Annotated in this window: 18 protein-coding genes; 11 read left to right on the top strand and 7 right to left on the bottom strand. The window is 67.9% G+C overall.

The genetic code is table 11. From position 1 onward, the window contains the following. Window position 1 precedes the first annotated feature (1 nt). Window positions 2-1078, top strand: a complete 1077-nt coding sequence (gene dapE / locus MJO58_RS20875; RefSeq protein ID WP_239720819.1) for a succinyl-diaminopimelate desuccinylase — start codon at window positions 2-4, stop codon at window positions 1076-1078. Here dapE and MJO58_RS20870 read toward each other — a convergent pair. Beyond that, window positions 1075-3246, bottom strand: coding sequence for an AAA family ATPase (locus MJO58_RS20870; RefSeq protein WP_239720817.1), 2172 nt, complete (start codon window positions 3244-3246; stop codon window positions 1075-1077). The two genes, dapE and MJO58_RS20870, sit on opposite strands and share 4 nt — an antisense overlap. A gap of 99 nt (window positions 3247-3345) precedes the next feature. Here MJO58_RS20870 and log point away from each other — a divergent pair, with 99 nt between their 5' ends. The 7 genes from log to MJO58_RS20835 all read left to right on the top strand — a co-directional run bounded on the left by log (window position 3346) and on the right by MJO58_RS20835 (window position 9111). Beyond that, window positions 3346-3909 carry a cytokinin riboside 5'-monophosphate phosphoribohydrolase gene (gene log, locus MJO58_RS20865; protein ID WP_090605444.1) on the top strand — a complete coding sequence of 188 codons (564 nt, stop codon included), beginning with the start codon at window positions 3346-3348 and terminating at the stop codon, window positions 3907-3909. Window positions 3910-3942: 33 nt separating this feature from the next. Further along, a complete protein-coding gene (gene fadD6 / locus MJO58_RS20860; RefSeq protein ID WP_239720816.1) occupies window positions 3943-5727 on the top strand; it encodes a long-chain-acyl-CoA synthetase FadD6 in 1785 nt (594 codons plus the stop codon). A gap of 216 nt (window positions 5728-5943) precedes the next feature. Next, on the top strand, window positions 5944-6768 hold the full coding sequence (gene folP, locus MJO58_RS20855) for a dihydropteroate synthase (protein ID WP_090609530.1): 825 nt from the start codon (window positions 5944-5946) through the stop codon (window positions 6766-6768). Beyond that, window positions 6765-7751, top strand: coding sequence for a glucosyl-3-phosphoglycerate synthase (locus MJO58_RS20850; protein ID WP_239720814.1), 987 nt, complete (start codon window positions 6765-6767; stop codon window positions 7749-7751). Before folP ends, MJO58_RS20850 begins: the two co-directional genes overlap by 4 nt. 47 nt (window positions 7752-7798) lie before the next feature. Further along, on the top strand, window positions 7799-8155 hold the full coding sequence (locus MJO58_RS20845; protein ID WP_090605436.1) for a DivIVA domain-containing protein: 357 nt from the start codon (window positions 7799-7801) through the stop codon (window positions 8153-8155). Window positions 8156-8214: 59 nt separating this feature from the next. Continuing rightward, window positions 8215-8730: a DNA-3-methyladenine glycosylase I gene (locus MJO58_RS20840; RefSeq protein WP_434086383.1), complete on the top strand. Its 516-nt coding sequence runs from the start codon at window positions 8215-8217 to the stop codon at window positions 8728-8730. A 213-nt stretch (window positions 8731-8943) separates the two neighbouring features. Continuing rightward, window positions 8944-9111, top strand: a complete 168-nt coding sequence (locus tag MJO58_RS20835) for a DUF3117 domain-containing protein (RefSeq protein WP_003406247.1) — start codon at window positions 8944-8946, stop codon at window positions 9109-9111. Window positions 9112-9134: 23 nt separating this feature from the next. On the opposite strand, the gene glgA is transcribed toward MJO58_RS20835, so the two are convergent. Beyond that, window positions 9135-10298 carry a glycogen synthase gene (gene glgA, locus MJO58_RS20830; RefSeq protein ID WP_239720811.1) on the bottom strand — a complete coding sequence of 388 codons (1164 nt, stop codon included), beginning with the start codon at window positions 10296-10298 and terminating at the stop codon, window positions 9135-9137. A gap of 216 nt (window positions 10299-10514) precedes the next feature. Between glgA and glgC the strand changes: the two genes are divergently transcribed. After that, complete coding sequence (glgC, locus tag MJO58_RS20825) at window positions 10515-11729, top strand: glucose-1-phosphate adenylyltransferase (protein ID WP_239720810.1); 1215 nt, start codon at window positions 10515-10517, stop codon at window positions 11727-11729. 9 nt (window positions 11730-11738) lie between these two features. Here glgC and MJO58_RS20820 read toward each other — a convergent pair whose 3' ends face one another. The 5 genes from MJO58_RS20820 to MJO58_RS20800 all read right to left on the bottom strand — a co-directional run bounded on the left by MJO58_RS20820 (window position 11739) and on the right by MJO58_RS20800 (window position 16506). After that, window positions 11739-12413 (bottom strand): methyltransferase family protein, encoded by a 675-nt coding sequence (locus tag MJO58_RS20820; protein ID WP_090605425.1) that lies wholly within the window; start codon window positions 12411-12413, stop codon window positions 11739-11741. A gap of 5 nt (window positions 12414-12418) precedes the next feature. Further along, window positions 12419-14050: an ABC transporter permease gene (locus tag MJO58_RS20815; protein ID WP_239720809.1), complete on the bottom strand. Its 1632-nt coding sequence runs from the start codon at window positions 14048-14050 to the stop codon at window positions 12419-12421. Beyond that, window positions 14050-14970, bottom strand: coding sequence for an ABC transporter ATP-binding protein (locus tag MJO58_RS20810; protein WP_090605421.1), 921 nt, complete (start codon window positions 14968-14970; stop codon window positions 14050-14052). Before MJO58_RS20810 ends, MJO58_RS20815 begins: the two co-directional genes overlap by 1 nt. After that, window positions 14960-15598, bottom strand: a complete 639-nt coding sequence (locus tag MJO58_RS20805) for a TetR/AcrR family transcriptional regulator (protein WP_239720808.1) — start codon at window positions 15596-15598, stop codon at window positions 14960-14962. The genes MJO58_RS20810 and MJO58_RS20805 overlap by 11 nt, the downstream gene beginning before the upstream one ends. A 239-nt stretch (window positions 15599-15837) precedes the next feature. Beyond that, window positions 15838-16506, bottom strand: a complete 669-nt coding sequence (locus MJO58_RS20800; RefSeq protein WP_090609529.1) for an O-methyltransferase — start codon at window positions 16504-16506, stop codon at window positions 15838-15840. Window positions 16507-16709: 203 nt separating this feature from the next. Here MJO58_RS20800 and sigE point away from each other — a divergent pair, with 203 nt between their 5' ends. Together sigE and rseA are read left to right on the top strand one after the other, a co-directional pair. After that, on the top strand, window positions 16710-17462 hold the full coding sequence (sigE, locus tag MJO58_RS20795; RefSeq protein ID WP_090605415.1) for an RNA polymerase sigma factor SigE: 753 nt from the start codon (window positions 16710-16712) through the stop codon (window positions 17460-17462). A 129-nt stretch (window positions 17463-17591) separates the two neighbouring features. After that, entirely contained in the window at window positions 17592-17987 is a 396-nt protein-coding gene (gene rseA / locus MJO58_RS20790; protein WP_090605412.1) for an anti-sigma E factor RseA, read from the top strand. Window positions 17988-17991 lie beyond the last annotated feature (4 nt).

Here is a 17991-nt window from a genome sequence, read left to right as displayed (position 1 = left end):
CGTGCTGGACTTGCATTCCGATCCGATCGAGTTGACCGCGGCGCTGGTCGACATCCCCAGCGAGTCGCGAGACGAAGCACGCATCGCCGACGAGGTCGAGGCCGCGCTGCGTGCGCAGACCGCCGGCTTCGAGATCGTCCGCAACGGCAACGCGGTGCTGGCGCGCACCCAGCGAAACCTGCCGTCGCGGGTGCTGCTGGCCGGCCATCTCGACACGGTCCCGGTCGCCGAGAACCTGCCCAGCCGTCGCTGCATTGGCGCGGAGGGCGGCGTGCTGTACGGCTGCGGCACCTCGGACATGAAATCCGGCGACGCCGTCTTTCTGCATCTGGCCGCCACGGTGGCCGAACCGGCACACGATCTGACGCTGGTGCTCTACGACTGCGAGGAAATCGACGCGGCCGCAAACGGTTTGGGCCGCATCGAGCGCGAGCTGCGGGACTGGCTGGCCGCCGACGTCGCGATCCTGGGCGAGCCCACCGGCGGCTACATCGAGGCCGGCTGCCAGGGCACGCTGCGAGTTGTGGTCAGCGCCACCGGAACCCGCGCTCACTCGGCGCGGTCGTGGTTGGGCGACAACGCAATTCACAAACTGGGTACAGTGCTGGACCGGTTGGCCGCCTACCAGGCTCGGACCGTCGACATCGACGGTTGCCAATACCGCGAAGGCCTCTCGGCGGTGCGGGTGGACGGCGGCGTAGCCGGCAACGTCGTTCCCGACGCCGCCTCGGTCACGGTCAATTACCGCTTCGCCCCCGACCGGTCGCTCACCGAGGCGCTGCAACACGTGCACGACGTGCTGGACGGGATCGACGTGCGGATCGAACAGACCGACGGAGCGGCGGGAGCGCTACCCGGCTTGTCGCAGCCGGCCGCCCAGGCGCTCGTCGAGGCCGCCGGTGGACAGGTGCGCGCCAAGTACGGCTGGACGGACGTGTCCCGATTCGCCGCGCTGGGCATCCCGGCGGTCAACTTCGGGCCCGGCGACCCCAATCTGGCGCACACCCGCGACGAGCGGGTAGCCGTCGCCGCGATCACCGCCGCTGTGGACATGCTCCGGGGCTACCTGGGCGGCTAAGCGCGCTGCTGGGCCTGCGCGGCCGCGTCGGCGGCCGCCGCGTGCAGACCGACCGCCGTCAGCTCCTCGGCCACCGCGCGCAGCGCGTCCGCGTCGTTGGTCGCCAGCGCCTTGGCATGAGCCAGCGCGAGCCGTGCCGCCACGCAGTCGACCTCGTCGCACAGCCGGGCCAGCGGATCCACCGCGCGGATGTCGCCAAGGCGGACGGCCTCGTGCCAGACCCGAAGCGCCACCGCCGACTGCCCGCGCCGTTCGGCCATCCGGGCCGCGTCGCGGGCGGCTGAGATCGCGCCGTGCGAGTCGCGCGCGGCGGCCAGCCGCCAGGCCCGGGCCACGCCCAGCTCGGGGCTGAACAGAGCCGACTTGGTGCCATGCCGAGATTCCGCTCTGCTCATGGCTTTTGCTGCGGCCGCGATGTCGCCCTGCTGGGCCAGCGCCGTGGCCAGCAGCATCAGCGACAGCGGCCCCCAGGAGTAGCCGGTGCGTTCCAGGGCCGCGGCCGCCGGGCCCAACAGCGCGGCGGCTTCGGCGAACCGGCCGGCGGCGATCAGCATGTGCGCGAGCAGCACCTCGCCGATCGCCCGGCCGGGCTGCTGCAATTCGGCGAAATCGGTGAATTGCTGCGCCAGTTCGGTCGCCGTTTCGACCCGGCCCGCCATCAGCAGGGTTGTCGTCTCGCCCAGGCCGACCGTGAACCGCAGCAGCCCGGGGTGCTCGGCGTTGCGCGCCCGCTGTGCCAGCGGTTCGACGTCGGCGAACCGGCCTTGGCGCGCCGAACACAGCGTGGCCGCGCTGGCGGCCCAGGCCACCGCCTGGTCGTCGGCGGCCGGTGAGTCCAGCACCCGGTGCGCGATCTGGACGGCACCCTCGAGGTTGCCCGCATTCATCGCGAAGGTGGCGCTGAGCGCGTCGAGGGTGAGGCGTCCAGCGACGTCGTCGACCCGATTGCGGATGGTCAGCAGGAACGCGGTGGCCCGCTCCGGCTCGCTGAGCATGAAGAACTGGTTGGCCGCCCGAAGCAGGGTCCAGGCCATCAGTTCTTCTTCGGACAATGTGGCGGAGTCGACGGCGGCCAGCAGCTCCTCTGCCTCTCGGCCCCGGCCCTGAAACGCCAGCGAATTCGCCAGCGGCAGGAGCGCGGCCAGTGCCTGGCCGTCCGGGCAGCGCGCCAGCGCGGAGCGGGCGAATCGCTCGCCCAGCGTCAGATCACCCAGCCGCAGCGCCTGCTGTGCGGCGTCGATGACCTCGGCCACCGGCTGCGGGGCATCGCTGTCCAGCGCCAGGGACGCCAGCCGCAGCCGGTCGCTGAGGTGATCCGACGGATCCCGGGACTGCAGCTCGACCAACTGGGTGCGCCGCCGCCGGGCACCGTCGGCGCCCAGCGCGGCCCGCGCCCGCTCGGAGAACAGCGGGTGGGCGGTGTAGACGACCGGATCTCCTCCGCGGCCAGGAGATGCCGCCACGGCGTGCCCGTCGCGCACTCGGGTTTCGGCCGCGCCCCACTCCTGCGCTTCGCTGACCGCGCCGTCGCCGGCCAGCGCGGTGAGATCGGCCAGCGACAGCGGCTCCTCGACGGCGAGATAGTCGAGCACCGTCCGCGCGGCCGCGGGCAGCTCGGCGATGAAGGTGTCGACCTCGGCCGTGCTGGTGGCCTCGCCGGGCGGGTCGACGTCGATGCGCTCCAGCAGGTCGTCGGTCCACAGCGCGGCGATCGCCTCCGGTGCGGCGTCCGCGCGGGCGGTGACGACCATCCGGGCGGTGCCGGCCAGCGCCAGCTGGTACACGAGGGTGGCCGACAGGATGTCCAGATTGTGAGCGTCGTCGACGATCAGCAGCAGATCGCCCTGCGTGTCGCCGCTCAACGATGCCCGGGCCGCCCGCAGCAACGCGGCCGGCTTCCCGATGTCGGCCCCGAAACTGGAGAAGTCCACGATATGGCTGAAGGCGCCGAACGGGACGACGCGCTCGGTCGGGGTGCCCGTGACCCAGCGGATGAAAGTGCTCGGGTTGCCGCCGGCGAAGTTCTCGGCGGCCAACCGCGCCAAGGTCGACTTGCCGACACCGTCGGGACCGAGCACCACCGCACCGCGCCGCGACCCGTCACCCAGAGCGGAATTTAGTCGTTCCAACGTGGACGCGTGCTGTGGGACGTTCCATCGAATCGGCATCGCCGAATTTTATTGCGGCGCGGTGTCCCGCCGGTGACTAGCTGGCGCGAAAGCCCCATATGTGCACGGTTCGAAGGGCTTTGGTCTACCTTGGCGGGTATGCGCCCCGACGGCGAATCCGCACCCGAATGGGCGGTCTGCGTCTACTGCGCGTCCGGCCCGACACATCCCGAATTGCTTGATTTGGCTAGCGAACTCGGCGAAGCGATCGCCGACCGCGGCTGGACCCTGGTGTGGGGCGGCGGCGACATTTCGGCGATGGGCGCGGTGGCCAGTGCGGCGCGCGCCCGCGGCGGCAAGACGGTCGGCATCATCCCGCGCCAGTTGGTGCGCCGCGAACTTGCCGACGAGAACGCCAGCGAGCTGATCGTCACCGACGACATGCGCGACCGGAAGCGGATCATGGAAGAACGTTCCGACGCCTTCATCGCGCTGCCCGGTGGAATCGGCACGCTTGACGAGCTGTTCGAGGCGTGGACGACGGGCTCGCTGGGTATGCATGACAAGCCCGTGGTGCTGCTGGACACCTGGGGACACTACGAGGGCTTATTGGTCTGGCTGAACGACTTGGTTGACCGCGGGTACATCGCGCAGGTGGCGATGGACACGCTGGTGCTGGTCGATAAGGTGTATGACGCAATCGAGGCGTGCGCCCCTGTCTGAGGTCGGCTGCGTCAAGGGGAATCGAGGGAGCACGTGTCCGATCACGCCGGGGGAGCACGCAGACGGATCGGCCTGGCCGACATCGCGTCGGGACTACCGGGCGTCCTGGCCGACCTGCGGGTCATCCTTCGCGGCGCGGCGACCGGGCTATTGGCCCAGCCGGGCTCGCACCGGTCGATCGGCAGCGTGTTCCAGGACCGCGCCGCCCGCTACGGCGACAAGGTCTTCCTGCGCTTCGGTGACCAGAAGCTGACCTACCGCGAGGCCAACGCGGCTGCCAACCGGTATGCCGCGGTGCTGGCCGCGCGCGGAGTCGGCCACGGCGACGTCGTCGGGATCATGCTGCGCAACTCGCCCAACACGGTGCTGGCCATGCTGGCCACGGTCAAGTGCGGGGCCGTCGCCGGAATGCTCAACCACCACCAGCGTGGTGAGGTGCTCGCGCACAGCCTTGGATTGCTCGACGCCAAGGTGCTGATCGCGGAGACGGACCTGGTCAGCGCAGTCGCCGAGTCCGGTTCCGCGGCCACCGCCAACACGCTGACGATCGAAGACCTGGAGCGCTTCGCGGTCGGCGCGGCCGCCACCAACCCGGATTCGGTGGGGGCCGTGCAGGCCCGCGACACCGCCTTCTACATCTTCACGTCGGGCACCACCGGGTTCCCCAAGGCCAGCGTGATGACGCATCTGCGCTGGCTCAAGGCCCTGGCGGCGTTCGGCGGACTGGGGCTGCGGCTGAAGGGCTCCGACACCCTGTACAGCTGCCTGCCGCTGTACCACAACAACGCGCTGACGGTGGCGCTGTCGTCGGCGATCAACTCCGGGGCGACGCTGGCGCTGGGTAAGTCGTTCTCGGCCTCCCGGTTCTGGGACGAGGCGATCGAGAGTCAGGCCACTGCGTTCATTTACATCGGCGAGATCTGCCGTTATCTGCTCAACCAGCCGCCGAAGGACACCGACCGCAAACACCAGGTGCGCCTGATCGCCGGCAACGGCTTGCGCCCGGAGATCTGGAAGGATTTCACCCAACGGTTCGGCATCTCGCGGGTATGTGAGTTCTACGCGTCCAGCGAGGGCAACACGGCCTTCATCAACATCTTCAACGTGCCCGGTTCCACGGGCATCGCGCCGATGCCGCTGGTGTATGTGGAATACGACCCCGACACCGGGGACCCGTTACGCGACGAGAACGGCCGGGTACGCAAGGTAGCGGCCGGTCAACCCGGTCTACTACTCAGCCCGGTCAACCGGCTGCAGCCGTTCGACGGCTACACCGACCAGGCGTCGAGCGAAAAGAAGTTGGTGCGCAACGCTTTCCGCGACGGCGACTGTTACTTCAACTCCGGCGATGTGATGAGCCCGCAGGGCATGCGGCACGCCGCGTTCGTCGACCGGCTCGGCGACACCTTCCGGTGGAAGGGCGAGAACGTCGCCACCACGCAGGTCGAAGCGGCGATGGCGTCGGACCAGGCTGTCGAGGAGTGCACCGTGTTCGGCGTTGAAGTGCCGAACACCGGGGGACGTGCCGGGATGGCCGCGGTCCAGTTGCGCGAGGGCGCGCAGTTCGACGGCAAGGCGCTGGCCAGTGCGGTGTACGGGCAGCTGCCGGCCTACGCGCTGCCGCTGTTCATCCGCGTGGTCAAGACGCTCGAGCACACCACGACGTTCAAGAGCCGCAAGGTGGAGTTGCGCGAGCAGGCCTACGGGCCCGACGTGGCGGATCCGCTCTACGTGCTGGCCGGCCGCGACGAGGGCTATGTGCCGTACTACGACGAATACCCGGACGAGGTCGCGGCCGGTAAGCGACCGCAAGGCTGAGGCCTTGGGGGAGCGCACCGGCCAATCAGGTCGAGCCGGTAAGCGACCGCAAGGCTGAGGCATTGGGGGAGCGCACCGGCCAATCAGGTCGAGGCGGTAAGCGACCGCAAGGCTGAGGCCTTGGGGGAGCGCACCGGCCAGCGACGGACCAGGCACTATGGACGTGTGCAGTCAACTCTGTGCGGCCGACCCGTGGCGGGGGATCGCGCGCTGGTCATGGCGATCATCAACCGCACACCGGACTCGTTCTTCGACAAGGGCGCGACCTTCAGCGACGAAGCCGCCCGGGCCGCCGTCCACCGGGCCGTCGCCGACGGTGCCGACCTCATCGACGTGGGTGGGGTCAAGGCGGGCCCGGGCGACGACGTCGACGCGGACATGGAGATCGCCCGGCTGGTGCCGTTCATCGAATGGTTGCGGGGCGCCTACCCGGACCAGCTGATCAGCGTCGACACCTGGCGCTCCGAGGTGGCCCGACTGGCCTGCGCGGCCGGCGCGGACCTGATCAACGACACCTGGGCCGGCGTCGACCCGGCCCTGCCGGAGGTCGCCGCGGAGCTCGGGGTGGGCCTGGTGTGTTCGCACACCGGCGGTGCGCGGCCGCGCACCCGTCCGTTCCGGGTGAGCTTCGGCACCACCACGCGCGGCGTGGTCGACGACGTGATCCGTCAGGTCACCGGCGCTGCCGAGCGGGCGGTCGCCGCCGGAGTGGCACCCGACCGGGTGCTGATCGACCCGACGCACGACATGGGCAAGAACACCTTTCACGGGTTGATCCTGTTGCGCCACGTGAGCGAACTTGTTAATACCGGATGGCCCGTGCTCATGGCTTTGAGCAACAAGGACTTCGTCGGGGAGACTCTGGGTGTGGAACTGACCGAACGGCTTGAGGGGACACTGGCAGCGACCGCGCTGGCAGCGGCCGCCGGAGTGCGCGTATTTCGGGTGCATCAGGTCGCCGAGACGCGACGGGTGCTGGAAATGGTCGCCTCCATCCAGGGCATCCGGCCGCCGGCACGCACCGTGAGAGGACTGGCATGACGGCATCCGACCTGGTCGCCGGGGAGCTGACCGGCAGCGGGGCCGCCGCGGCGCGGCAGTGGCTGTCGCATCGCAGCTGGAGCCGTCCCACCTGGACGATCAAGCAACTGGAAGAGGCCAAGGGCGGGCGAACCGTCTCGGTGGTGCTGCCGGCCCTCGACGAGGAACAAACCATCGCCTCGGTGGTCGGCAGCATCTCGCCGCTGGTCCGAGACGGTGGCGGGCTGGTCGACGAGCTGATCGTGCTGGACTCCGGCTCCACCGACGAGACCGAGATCCGCGCCATTGCGGCCGGCGCCCGCGTCGTCAGCCGCGAGCAGGCGTTGCCCGAGGTCGCGACCCGGCCGGGCAAGGGTGAGGCGTTGTGGCGTTCGCTGGCCGTGACCAGCGGCGACATCGTGGTGTTCGTCGACTCCGACCTGATCAACCCGCACCCGATGTTCGTCCCGTGGCTGCTGGGTCCCCTGCTGATCGGCGAGGGCATTCACCTGGTCAAAAGCTTCTACCGGCGACCGCTGAACGTCAGCGACCCGGGTGGTACCGGCGGCGACGCGGCCACCGGCGGCGGGCGGGTCACCGAGTTGGTGGCCCGGCCCTTGCTGGCGGCGCTGCGACCGGAGCTGGGCTGCGTGCTGCAGCCCCTCGGCGGCGAATACGCGGCCAGCCGCGAACTGCTGACCTCGTTGCCGTTCGCCCCGGGCTACGGCGTGGAGATCGGCCTGCTGGTCGACACCTTCGACCGGTTGGGGCTGGACGCGATCGCCCAGGTCAATCTGGGTGTACGGGCGCACCGCAACCGGCCGCTGGCCGAGCTGGGCGCGATGAGCCGTCAGGTCATCGCGACCCTGCTCTCGCGCTGCGGCATCACCGACTCCGGGGTCGGGCTGACGCAGTTCTTCGCCGACGGCGAGGGCTACACCCAGCACACCCGTCCGGTGTCGCTGGCCGACCGGCCACCGATGAACGGGGTTAGGCCTCAATAGGGCCCACGCTCCCCGGCCTGTCGGCGGTATAGGGCACTATCGATTCCGTGGCGTTGGTCTTGCTCTACATCGTGGTGTTGGTGCTGGTGGCGATCGTGCTGTTCGGCGCGGCGAGCCTGCTGTTCGGGCGTGGTGAGCAGTTGCCGCCCCTGCCGCGGGGGACGACGGCGACGGTGCTGCCCGCTTACGGTGTCACGGGCACCGACGTCGACGCGGTCAAGTTCACCCAGGTGCTGCGCGGATACAAGACCAGCGAGGTCGACTGGGTGCTGGATCGGCTGGCCCGCGAGCTCGAGGCGCTGCGGGGTCAGCTGGCGGCGGTCAGCGCGGCCGGGACGGCAGCGGGCAACCAGGCCGTCGACGCGGCCCACGGCGAGGACACCCCGGGTGAGGATCCGGCGTGACCGATGACGGGCGGCTTCGCTGCAGCTGGGCGGTGGGCCGGCCCGGGCCCGACTTCGAGATGTACCGCGACTATCACGACCAGGAGTGGGGACGCCCGCTGCGTGGCGGGGTGGCACTGTTCGAGCGGATGAGCCTGGAGGCCTTTCAAAGCGGCCTGTCCTGGCTGACGATCCTGCGCAAACGCGAGAATTTCCGCCGTGCCTTCGCCGGGTTCGAGATCGAAAAGGTGGCGGGCTTTACCGACGCCGATGTGCAGCGGTTGATGGCCGACGCCGGCATCGTCCGCAACCGGGCCAAGATCGACGCGACGATTGCCAACGCACGCGCGGCGGTCGAATTGGGATCCGCGGAAGACCTGTCCGACCTGCTGTGGTCGTTCGCGCCGCCGGCGCGGCCCCGTCCCGCCTCCGAATCCGAAATCCCTTCCGCTACCGACGAATCCAAGGCCATGGCGAAGGAACTCAAACGCCGTGGATTCCGGTTCGTGGGCCCCACCACCGCGTACGCGCTGATGCAGGCGACCGGGATGGTCGACGACCACGTCCGTAATTGCTGGGTTCCCTCACCACGATGAGGGCTCGGGCGATAGGCCCGGCAAACCACGCTCCAAACCCCCGCGGACGGTGTTACGGACGGGTCTTGTGCATTTAGTGAGCGGAATAGGGAACAATGGGGGGGTGATTTGGCAGTTCAAAGTCGGGTATGGCTGGAAATCCGCTGGCGGGACTAGCTCGCCGCCGACCAGGCTCGCGAGGACGGGCCAACTCGAATCTGGAGGGAGCACTCGATGGCGGCGATGAAGCCCCGGACCGGAGACGGTCCTCTGGAAGCGACTAAGGAGGGGCGCGGCATCGTAATGCGGGTACCACTTGAAGGTGGTGGCCGTCTCGTCGTCGAGTTGACGCCCGACGAAGCCGCCGCCCTGGGCGACGAACTCAAAGGCGTCACCAGCTAAGTCCCCCGGGCGTCCGAGGGCAGCTAAGAACACACCTTTCGGTAGATCTCTAGCGTCTGCTCAGCCACGTGCGCCCAGGAGAATTCGTCGATGCAACGCCGGCGTCCGGCGCGTCCGTAGCGCTCGGCCTTCGCCGGGTCCGCGACGAGTTCATTGACCGCTTTTGCCAATCCCGTCTGGTAACCGCTTGCGTCGTCGGCGTCGTAATGCACCAGCGAACCGGTGACACCGTCCACGACCACCTCGGGAATTCCGCCGACGTCAGAGGCCACCACCGCGGTCGCACAGGCCATCGCCTCCAGATTGACGATGCCCAACGGCTCGTACACCGATGAGCACACGAAAACTGTCGCCGCCGAAAGTATTTCGCGTAATTCCGCGACGGGAAGCATTTCCCGGATCCAGAACACGCCCGTGCGGACGCTGGCGAGCTCGGCTACCGCGGTGCGTACTTCGTCCGCGATCTCCGGGGTATCGGGCGCGCCGGCGCACAGCACCAGTTGCACGTCCGGGCTGAAGTGGTGCGCGGCAGCGACCAAATGGCCGACCCCCTTCTGCCGGGTGATCCGCCCGACGAACGCCACCATCGGCCGGTTCGGATCGACGCCGAGCTCGGCCAGCACCGACCCGGTGTCCGCCGGTCCGGCCGGATACCACACGTCGCTGTCGACGCCATTGCGCACGACGTGCACCTGGCTGGGATCCAGCGTCGGGTAGACCCGCAGCACGTCCTCGCGCATGCCGGAACTCACCGCGATCACGGCGTCGGCCGCCAGCACTGCGGTGCGCTCCACCCAGGACGAGATCCGGTAGCCACCGCCGAGCTGTTCGGCCTTCCACGGCCGTAGCGGTTCCAGCGAATGCGCCGTCAGGATGTGCGGGATGTCGTAGAGCGTCGCGGTGAGGTGCCCGGCCATGCCGGTGTACCAGGTATGCGAATGCACCACCGTGGCCTGGGCCGCGGCGTTTGCCATCACCAGATCCGTCGACAGCGTGGACAGTGCCGCGTTGGCGTCGCGCAAGCGCCGGTCGGGCTCGTGGGCGCTGGCGCCGGGGCGCGGTGCACCCATGCAGTGCACGTCGACCGTGCACAGTCGGCGCAGTTGGGCCACGAGCTCGGTGACGTGTACGCCGGCTCCCCCGTAGACGTCCGGTGGGTACTCCCGAGTCATCATTGCCACCCGCATACACCGCACCGTAGTTCGCTTGCGACGCCGCTCGCGAGTCGGATGGAAAACCGGCTGGTGAATTCCCCCGGCGCCGCCGCCGCGCGCCGGGCGGCACAATCGATTACGGTGAGCGGCGGTCAAGTTTGCCAAATGCCTTGACGGACAGCCCGTCGCAACGGCGGCCAGGAGGATTACCCCTGGCAGCGGTTCGTGCCGGCCGATAGGTTTGGAGTCATGAGGGAAGCACCACACGTGCTGGGCATCGTCCTGGCCGGCGGTGAGGGCAAGCGGCTGTATCCGCTGACCGCAGACCGGGCCAAGCCCGCAGTTCCCTTTGGCGGCGCTTATCGCCTGATCGACTTCGTGCTGTCCAACCTCGTCAATGCCCGATACTTGCGGATCTGCGTTCTCACACAGTACAAGTCGCATTCACTTGACCGTCACATTTCGCAGAACTGGCGGTTGTCCGGTCTGGCCGGTGAGTACATCACCCCGGTGCCGGCCCAGCAGCGCCTCGGCCCGCGCTGGTACACCGGCTCCGCCGACGCGATCTACCAATCCCTCAACCTGATCTATGACGAAGACCCGGACTACATAGTGGTTTTCGGTGCCGACCACGTGTACCGGATGGACCCCGAGCAGATGGTCCACTTCCACATCAACAGCGGGGCCGGCGCGACCGTCGCCGGCATCCGGGTGCCGCGCACCGAGGCCTCCGCATTCGGTTGCATCGACTCCGACGACTCCGGCCGGATCCGCAGTTTCGTCGAGAAGCCGCTGGAGCCGCCGGGCACCCACGATGACCCTGAGACGACGTTCGCCTCGATGGGCAACTACATCTTCACCACCAAGGTGCTCGTCGACGCGATTCGCGCCGACGCCGACGACGACCAATCCGATCACGACATGGGTGGCAACATCATTCCTCGCCTGGTGGACGACGGGATGGCCGCGGTGTACGACTTCAACGACAACGAGGTCCCCGGCGCCACCGACCGGGACCGGGCCTACTGGCGTGACGTCGGGACGCTGGACGCGTTTTACGACGCGCACATGGACCTGGTGTCGGTGCACCCGGTGTTCAATCTCTACAACCGGCGCTGGCCGATTCGTGGCGCCACGGAGAACCTGGCGCCGGCGAAGTTCGTCAACGGTGGCTCCGCCCAGGAGTCGGTCGTCGGTGCGGGCAGCATCATCTCGGCAGCCTCGGTGCGCAACTCGGTGTTGTCGTCGAACGTGGTGGTCGACGACGGCGCGATCGTCGAGGGCAGCGTGATCATGCCCGGCGCCCGGGTGGGTCGTGGCGCGGTGGTGCGCCACGCGATTCTGGACAAGAACGTCGTGATCGGACCCGGCGAAATGGTCGGGGTGGATCTGGAGAAGGACCGGGAGCGCTTCGCGATCAGCTCCGGCGGCGTGGTCGCGGTCGGCAAGGGCGTCTGGGTCTAGTTCTTCGCGCTACCAGACGTAGGGCAGCAGCCGATAGCGCACCTGCTGCGTGTACTCGCGGTATCGGGGCATTTCCCCGGTGAGCATTCTTTCCTCGTCCAGAATGCGCAGCACCAGCGTCGCGGCGCCCAGGACGACGAACAACAGCCCCCAATAGGAGCCGAGCGCCAGGGGCATACCGATCATCATGACCGTGTCCCCGGCATACATCGGATGCCGCACGAATCCATAGAGGCCGTCGGTGGTCAATGTCTGGCCCGCTTCAACGGTGATATTAGCTGCGGCATAACTGTTTTGGACGATCACAAGCTGGGCGACCCCCAGTCCGGCCACCACCAGCACATCGCCGAGTACGCAGAGCCATGCGGGCACCGGCGACCAGGCGAACCGATGGTCGAGCGCGCTGAACGCCATCGTCGCGAAAAGGGTGAGAAACGATGCGACGATGATGATTTTCTGGGCCGGTCTGGTCTCCGCGCGTGGCCCGGCGTGCATGCGTCGCTGCAGGGCAGCCGGATTGGTCCGGGCTAAATAGATGCTGGGGACTAGCGTGGCAGTCGTGAACACAGCGATGAAAACCCAAGCCTGCCAATAGTCCAGCGTTCCGGCGGGCGCGAACAGGATCGCCCCCAAAGCGATTGTTCCCAGCACCGACGATGCCGCCAGGCGAATCCCGGTTTTCATGACGCCTAACTGCGTAAATCTCGTCGGCGAAAGGCCATGATTCCCAACGTGATCAGCGCCGTGTCGATGACCAGCAGCCACATTAGCGGTACGGCGGTGAAGTCGCCGCCGACCCGTGGCGCGTGTGCGAAGGGCTCGAGATCAAGGACCCACTGCGGGAAGCCGGCCAGGGAGCCGATCAGATACAGGGCGATGAACGCGATCAACACGCCCCACGCCACCGGTGTGAATCGTGGTGCCACACCGAAGATTACGACGGTGACGGCCGGCGCCAGCCAGACGGCCGGCAACTGCACGGCCGCGGTGCCGATCACGACGGCCAGCTTGGCGCCGATGTCGCCGGCCGCGACGCCGTAAAGCAGTCCGCCCGCTGCGCCGGCGACCAGCATCGCCGCCGCTGACCCCAGCAGGGCTGCCACTAAATGGCTTGCCAGCCAACGAGCTCGGGACACCGCACCGGCCAGCGTCGTCTCGGCGCGCAGGCCGGCCTCTTCCTGGTGCGGTCGCAATGTGAGCGAGACGGCGAAGGCGGCGGCCACCATGCCCATCATGTTGAACGCCACCGCGATGAAAGCCTCTTCCAGCGCGGAGGTGCCGCCCATCCTCGCGACGATGTCGCGTGCCACGCCGCCGCCGATCTCATCGCCGATGCCGTGCGCGACGCTGCCCATCACCAGGCCGTACAGGCACAGGCCCACCGTCCACAGCAGCAGCGCGCCGCGGTCCAGCCGCCAGGTCAGCCCGAAGACGTTGCTCAGCCATGGTGCGGCGGTGGCCGGGCCGGCTCGTTCGGCGATGAGTCCCGCGCCGACGTCGCGCCCGGCCAGCAGCCGATACGCCACGGCGGTGAGAGCGATCGCGGTGACCAGATGCAGCAGCAGCACCCACCCGCGATCGCCCGCGTACGGCCGCACCTGGAGCGACCAGCCCAGCGGTGAAAACCAGGACAGCCTGCCCGAGCCGGCGTCGCCGATGGCGCGCAGCGTGAATGCGGCTCCCAGCACCGCAAAGGCGGCACCACGGGCGAATCGCGCGCTCGCCGACAGCTGCGCCGTCACCGCGGCCACCGCCGTGAACACCACGCCGGAGCCGGCCAGCGCGGCGCCGAATGCCAGCGATCCGCCGGACGGGACGTTGGTGGTCAGCAATCCCGCCGCGCCGATCGCGCCGGTGGCGATCGAGGCGCCGAACGACAGGATCAGCGCCGCGGTCAGGCTGGCGTATCGTCCTACCCCGGTCGAGTCCACCAGCTCGGTCCGGCCGCTTTCCTCGTCGGCCCGGGTGTGCCGGATCACCGTCAGAATGACCGCGACCGCGATCAGCACGTGGAACATCCCGGCTTTCCAAATGCCCACAGCGCCAAGGCTGTCGTTGTAGACCTGCCCGTAGAGGGCGCGCTGGGCCGGGCTGGCCATGATGGTCGCCGCGAACCCGGCGCGGGCCGCCTGGCTGGGATAGACCTTCTCGATGCTTCCGATGTAGACCGTTGCCAACGGCAGCGACAGCAGCAGAATCCACAGGGGTAGCGAGATCCGGTCGCGGCGCAGATACAGGCGCAGCATGCCCAGTGTGCCAGTGAATTCTGAACCACGTTGCGGGGCAGCATGTTCCGGACGCTGCAGTGCGACAGTGCTCATTATGCCGAGACCTTCTTTTCGCTGCGTCCGGTGTTGTAGTGGCGCAAGAAGAGCTCCTCGAGCGTCGGTGGCTGGCTGACCAGGCTGCGCACCCCGGCGTCGCCCAGCACCCGGATGAGTTCCCCGAGGCTTTCGCTGTCGACCTGTGCGCGCAACGTTTTCCCCTCGAAGCTGACGTCCTCAACCCCCTTGATTCGACTGAGATCGCCAGGGCTACTGATCATTTCGGCCTTGATGGAGGTACGGCTGAGATGCCGCATCGAGTCCAGCGAACCGCTCTCGATGGTCCGGCCGGCCCGGATGATGGTCACCGTCTGACACAGCGCTTCGGTTTCGGCCAGGATGTGGCTGGACAGCAAGACCGTTACGCCACGGTCGCGCGCCTCGGCGACGCACTGCTGAAAGATGTTCTCCATCAATGGGTCCAGGCCGCTGCTGGGCTCGTCCAACAGCAGCAGGCTGGCCCGCGACGAGAAGGCCGATATCAGGGAGACCTTCTGGCGGTTGCCCTTGGAGTAGGTGCGCGACTTCTTGGTCGGGTCGAGGTCGAAGCGCTCGATCAGCTCTCGGCGTCGCACGTCGTCGATGCCGCCGCGCATGCGGGCCAGCAGATCGATGGTCTCGCCGCCGGTCAGCGATGGCCAGAGCGTGACATCACCTGGCACATAAGCGATTTGACGGTGCAATTCGACGGCATCGGTCCACGGGTCGCCGCCGAGCAGTTTCACGCTTCCGCCGTCGGCCTTCACCAGGCCCAGCAGAATGCGGATGGTGGTGGACTTGCCGGCGCCGTTGGGGCCGAGAAAGCCGTGTACTTCACCTTGACGCACCGTCAGGTCGAGGCCGTCCAGTGCCCGTACCGTACCGAAGTTCTTGGTGAGGTCTCGGATTTCGATGGGCGCGACGCTATCAACTGCCATGGGATTCTCCTTGATCATCGGCGGCCAGAAATGCGTCATACATAGTGCGGTCCGTCATCAGGCCTTCGGTGTAGATCTCCAAGGCGGGCAGCACCATCTCACGGGCGTAGTCGCGCAGGACGGCCCGCAAATCTGTTGGGGTGTCGTGCATTTGGAGGTAGAGCAGAAACCCGCCGCCGCCGGTGATGCCGAGATATCGGGCCCTGGCATGCGGATCGCGGCTGGGTTTGATCGTCCCGGCCCGCACGCCCTCCTCCATGTAGTCGTACGTGTTGTCGATCATCCTGCGCCACAGCATGTTCGCCAGCTCGCCACCGGTTTGCATGCTGCGCACCAGGTAAGCCATCAGCGGTGCGTAGGCCTCGATCTCGGCCATCTGCGCGAACCAGGTTGCCGGGTCGTTGGATCGCAGCGCCTCTGACTTGCTGTTGTAGATCTCTTCGGCGATGTAGTCCTCGCAGGCCTTGCGCAGGCCTTCCTTCGACCCGAAGTGATGAATGACCAGTGCAGCGCTCACACCCGCGGCCTCCGCGATGCTGCGCAGTCCCACCCCGAAGCCGTGTTGGCCGAATTGCTCGATCGCCGCATCCCGAATCCGGGCGGCGGCGGTCAGGTCGACTGAACGCATGTTCAGTACATTAAACGCGTGTTCAGTCGACGGTCAAGGGGGCGCCCCGTAAGGGATGCGTAAAAGAAATCGCCCCGATGCCGGCTCGCGTGCGATCGGGCCACATCAGCCCCCGTCGCGGCCACCATCCGATCCGGATATGCGATATCGCCGGCGATATCGCTCGTGAAGGTCGCCTATTGGTCCGAAGGGCGAAGTCCGACGGGCGACGGGCGACGGGCGAAGGGCGAAAGGCGCGGCTAGTCGCGGACCGCGGCCAGCACGCCGTCACCGAGCGGCACCAGCGCGGGCGTCAGCCGCTCGTCCTCGGCGATCAGACGGGCCGCCTCCCGGACCGCGACCACTTCGGCGTCGCGCGCGGAGGGATCGCCGGCCCGCCCGCCCAGCGCCGAGCCGTGCACGACGATGATCCCGCCGGATCGCAGCAGCCGTACGCCTTCGACGACGTAATCCGGCTGATCGATCGGGTCGGCGTCGACGAACACCAGGTCATAAGACTCGTCGGCGAGCCGGGTGAGCACCTCTTGGGCGCGGCCGCTGATCAGCCTGGTGCGCGACGGGCCGATGCCGGCTTCGGAGAAGGCCTGCTTGGCCAGCCGCAAATACTCGGGCTCGATATCGATCGTGGTCAGCACGCCGTCGTCGCTCATCCCCGACAACAACCAGAGTCCGCTGACTCCGGCGCCGGTGCCCACCTCCGCGACGGCCTTGCCGCCGCTGAGCTTGGTCAGCAGGCTCAGCAGCGCCCCCACCGCGGGTGTCACCGCCCCGGCGCCGATGTCGACGGAGCGTTCCCGGGCGGCGGCCAGGATCGCGTCCTCGGATATCGACTCCTCCGCGTGCGCGGAGAGCGATTCGGCCCGACTGGGGAACGCCTGGCCGGGGGTTTCTTCGTCGGTGCCGTCCATGCCCGCAGCGTATTCCATGCGCTCGCGCAGTCCGTCAGGCGCGCGGCGAGTCCAGCCGTTTCCGACACGCCCGGCCATGCCGGGGCGGCGTAAGTCACTCCGCCGCGGGTATGCCCTGCTTATGGCAGGTAACGATAAGGTTTCTCAGCCAAACCTCAGATTGCTCCTATGCCGCGCATACGCCGGTAGGCGACGGTGACGGTATGGAACGCGGAGGACGTTGGGCGGGGAATACAGATTGGCAACTGCGTGTTGCCGATGACGAACTGCCGCTAGTCGGCAGGGCACATCATTCGGAGGATTCGATCAACACCACTCTTTTAAGCCCGAACACCATGTCGCACGCCCAGGAACTCCCGGACGACGAATGGGTCGAGCCGGCGGACGGCTTGCAGGGCACCGCAGTGTTCGACGCGACCGGGGACAAGACGACGATGCCGTCGTGGGACGAGTTGGTGCGTCAGCACGCCGACCGGGTGTACCGGCTGGCCTACCGGCTTTCGGGTAACCAGCAAGATGCCGAGGACTTGACCCAGGAGACATTCATCCGGGTGTTCCGGTCGGTGCAGAACTATCAGCCCGGAACCTTCGAGGGCTGGCTGCACCGCATCACCACGAATTTGTTCCTTGACATGGTGCGCCGGCGCGCCCGCATCCGGATGGAAGCGCTGCCGGAGGACTATGACCGGGTCCCGGCCGACGAGCCGAACCCGGAGCAGATCTACCACGACGCGCGCCTGGGACCCGACCTGCAGGCCGCGCTGGACTCGCTGCCGCCGGAGTTTCGTGCCGCCGTGGTGCTGTGCGACATCGAAGGCCTGTCCTACGAAGAGATCGGCGCCACCTTGGGCGTCAAGCTGGGTACCGTCCGCAGCCGGATCCACCGCGGACGTCAGGCTTTGCGCGACTACCTGGCCGCGCATTCCGAGCCCGAAACCCACGCCCAATCGGCTTAGAAGCGGCCGGGACCGGTTCACAACACTGCCTGCGGGCCGATAATCATGCGATTTCGCAAGATGCATAGCGGTGCAGGGCACCTTGTCGCGCTACATTCAAGGGGTACGTGGCAGCGAAAGGAGCTGGTGATGGCCGACCGGGGACATGTGTTCCGCCGAGCGTTCTCCTGGCTCCCCGCACAGTTCGCCTCCCAGAGCGACGCACCGGTCGGCGCGCCACGGCAATTCGGCTCCACCGAGCATCTGTCCGTCGAAGCGATCGCCGCGTTTGTCGACGGTGAGCTGCGGATGAACGCCCACCTGCGGGCGGCCCATCACCTTTCGCTGTGCCCGCAATGCGCGGCCGAGGTCGACGACCAGAGCCGGGCGCGTGCCGCGCTGCGCGATTCCCACCCGATCCGCATCCCCAGCACCCTGCTCGGAATGCTCTCGGAGATTCCGCATTACCCGCCCGACGACACGCCAGGGCGGCCGACCGAGCGTTTAGCTGACCGCAATGTGCGCGACCAGCGTAAGCGCCGGTAACAGC

This window comes from Mycobacterium lentiflavum (genome assembly GCF_022374895.2).
In the GTDB taxonomy this organism is placed as follows: domain Bacteria; phylum Actinomycetota; class Actinomycetes; order Mycobacteriales; family Mycobacteriaceae; genus Mycobacterium; species Mycobacterium lentiflavum.
Note: the sequence above shows the minus strand (reverse complement) of the source record. Positions and strands in the feature narration are given on the sequence as shown.

Coding starts and splice junctions, on each gene's coding strand:
- rseA (WP_090605412.1), top strand. CDS start 17,592: ATGGCCGACCGGGGACATGTGTTCCGCCGAGCGTTCTCCTGGCTCCCC.
- folP (WP_090609530.1), top strand. CDS start 5,944: ATGGCGATCATCAACCGCACACCGGACTCGTTCTTCGACAAGGGCGCG.
- glgA (WP_239720811.1), bottom strand. CDS start 10,298: ATGCGGGTGGCAATGATGACTCGGGAGTACCCACCGGACGTCTACGGG.
- MJO58_RS20820 (WP_090605425.1), bottom strand. CDS start 12,413: ATGAAAACCGGGATTCGCCTGGCGGCATCGTCGGTGCTGGGAACAATC.
- log (WP_090605444.1), top strand. CDS start 3,346: ATGCGCCCCGACGGCGAATCCGCACCCGAATGGGCGGTCTGCGTCTAC.
- MJO58_RS20815 (WP_239720809.1), bottom strand. CDS start 14,050: ATGAGCACTGTCGCACTGCAGCGTCCGGAACATGCTGCCCCGCAACGT.
- MJO58_RS20800 (WP_090609529.1), bottom strand. CDS start 16,506: ATGGACGGCACCGACGAAGAAACCCCCGGCCAGGCGTTCCCCAGTCGG.
- MJO58_RS20810 (WP_090605421.1), bottom strand. CDS start 14,970: ATGGCAGTTGATAGCGTCGCGCCCATCGAAATCCGAGACCTCACCAAG.
- MJO58_RS20850 (WP_239720814.1), top strand. CDS start 6,765: ATGACGGCATCCGACCTGGTCGCCGGGGAGCTGACCGGCAGCGGGGCC.
- MJO58_RS20840 (WP_434086383.1), top strand. CDS start 8,215: ATGTACCGCGACTATCACGACCAGGAGTGGGGACGCCCGCTGCGTGGC.
- MJO58_RS20805 (WP_239720808.1), bottom strand. CDS start 15,598: ATGCGTTCAGTCGACCTGACCGCCGCCGCCCGGATTCGGGATGCGGCG.
- sigE (WP_090605415.1), top strand. CDS start 16,710: ATGGAACGCGGAGGACGTTGGGCGGGGAATACAGATTGGCAACTGCGT.
- MJO58_RS20835 (WP_003406247.1), top strand. CDS start 8,944: ATGGCGGCGATGAAGCCCCGGACCGGAGACGGTCCTCTGGAAGCGACT.
- MJO58_RS20870 (WP_239720817.1), bottom strand. CDS start 3,246: ATGCCGATTCGATGGAACGTCCCACAGCACGCGTCCACGTTGGAACGA.
- glgC (WP_239720810.1), top strand. CDS start 10,515: ATGAGGGAAGCACCACACGTGCTGGGCATCGTCCTGGCCGGCGGTGAG.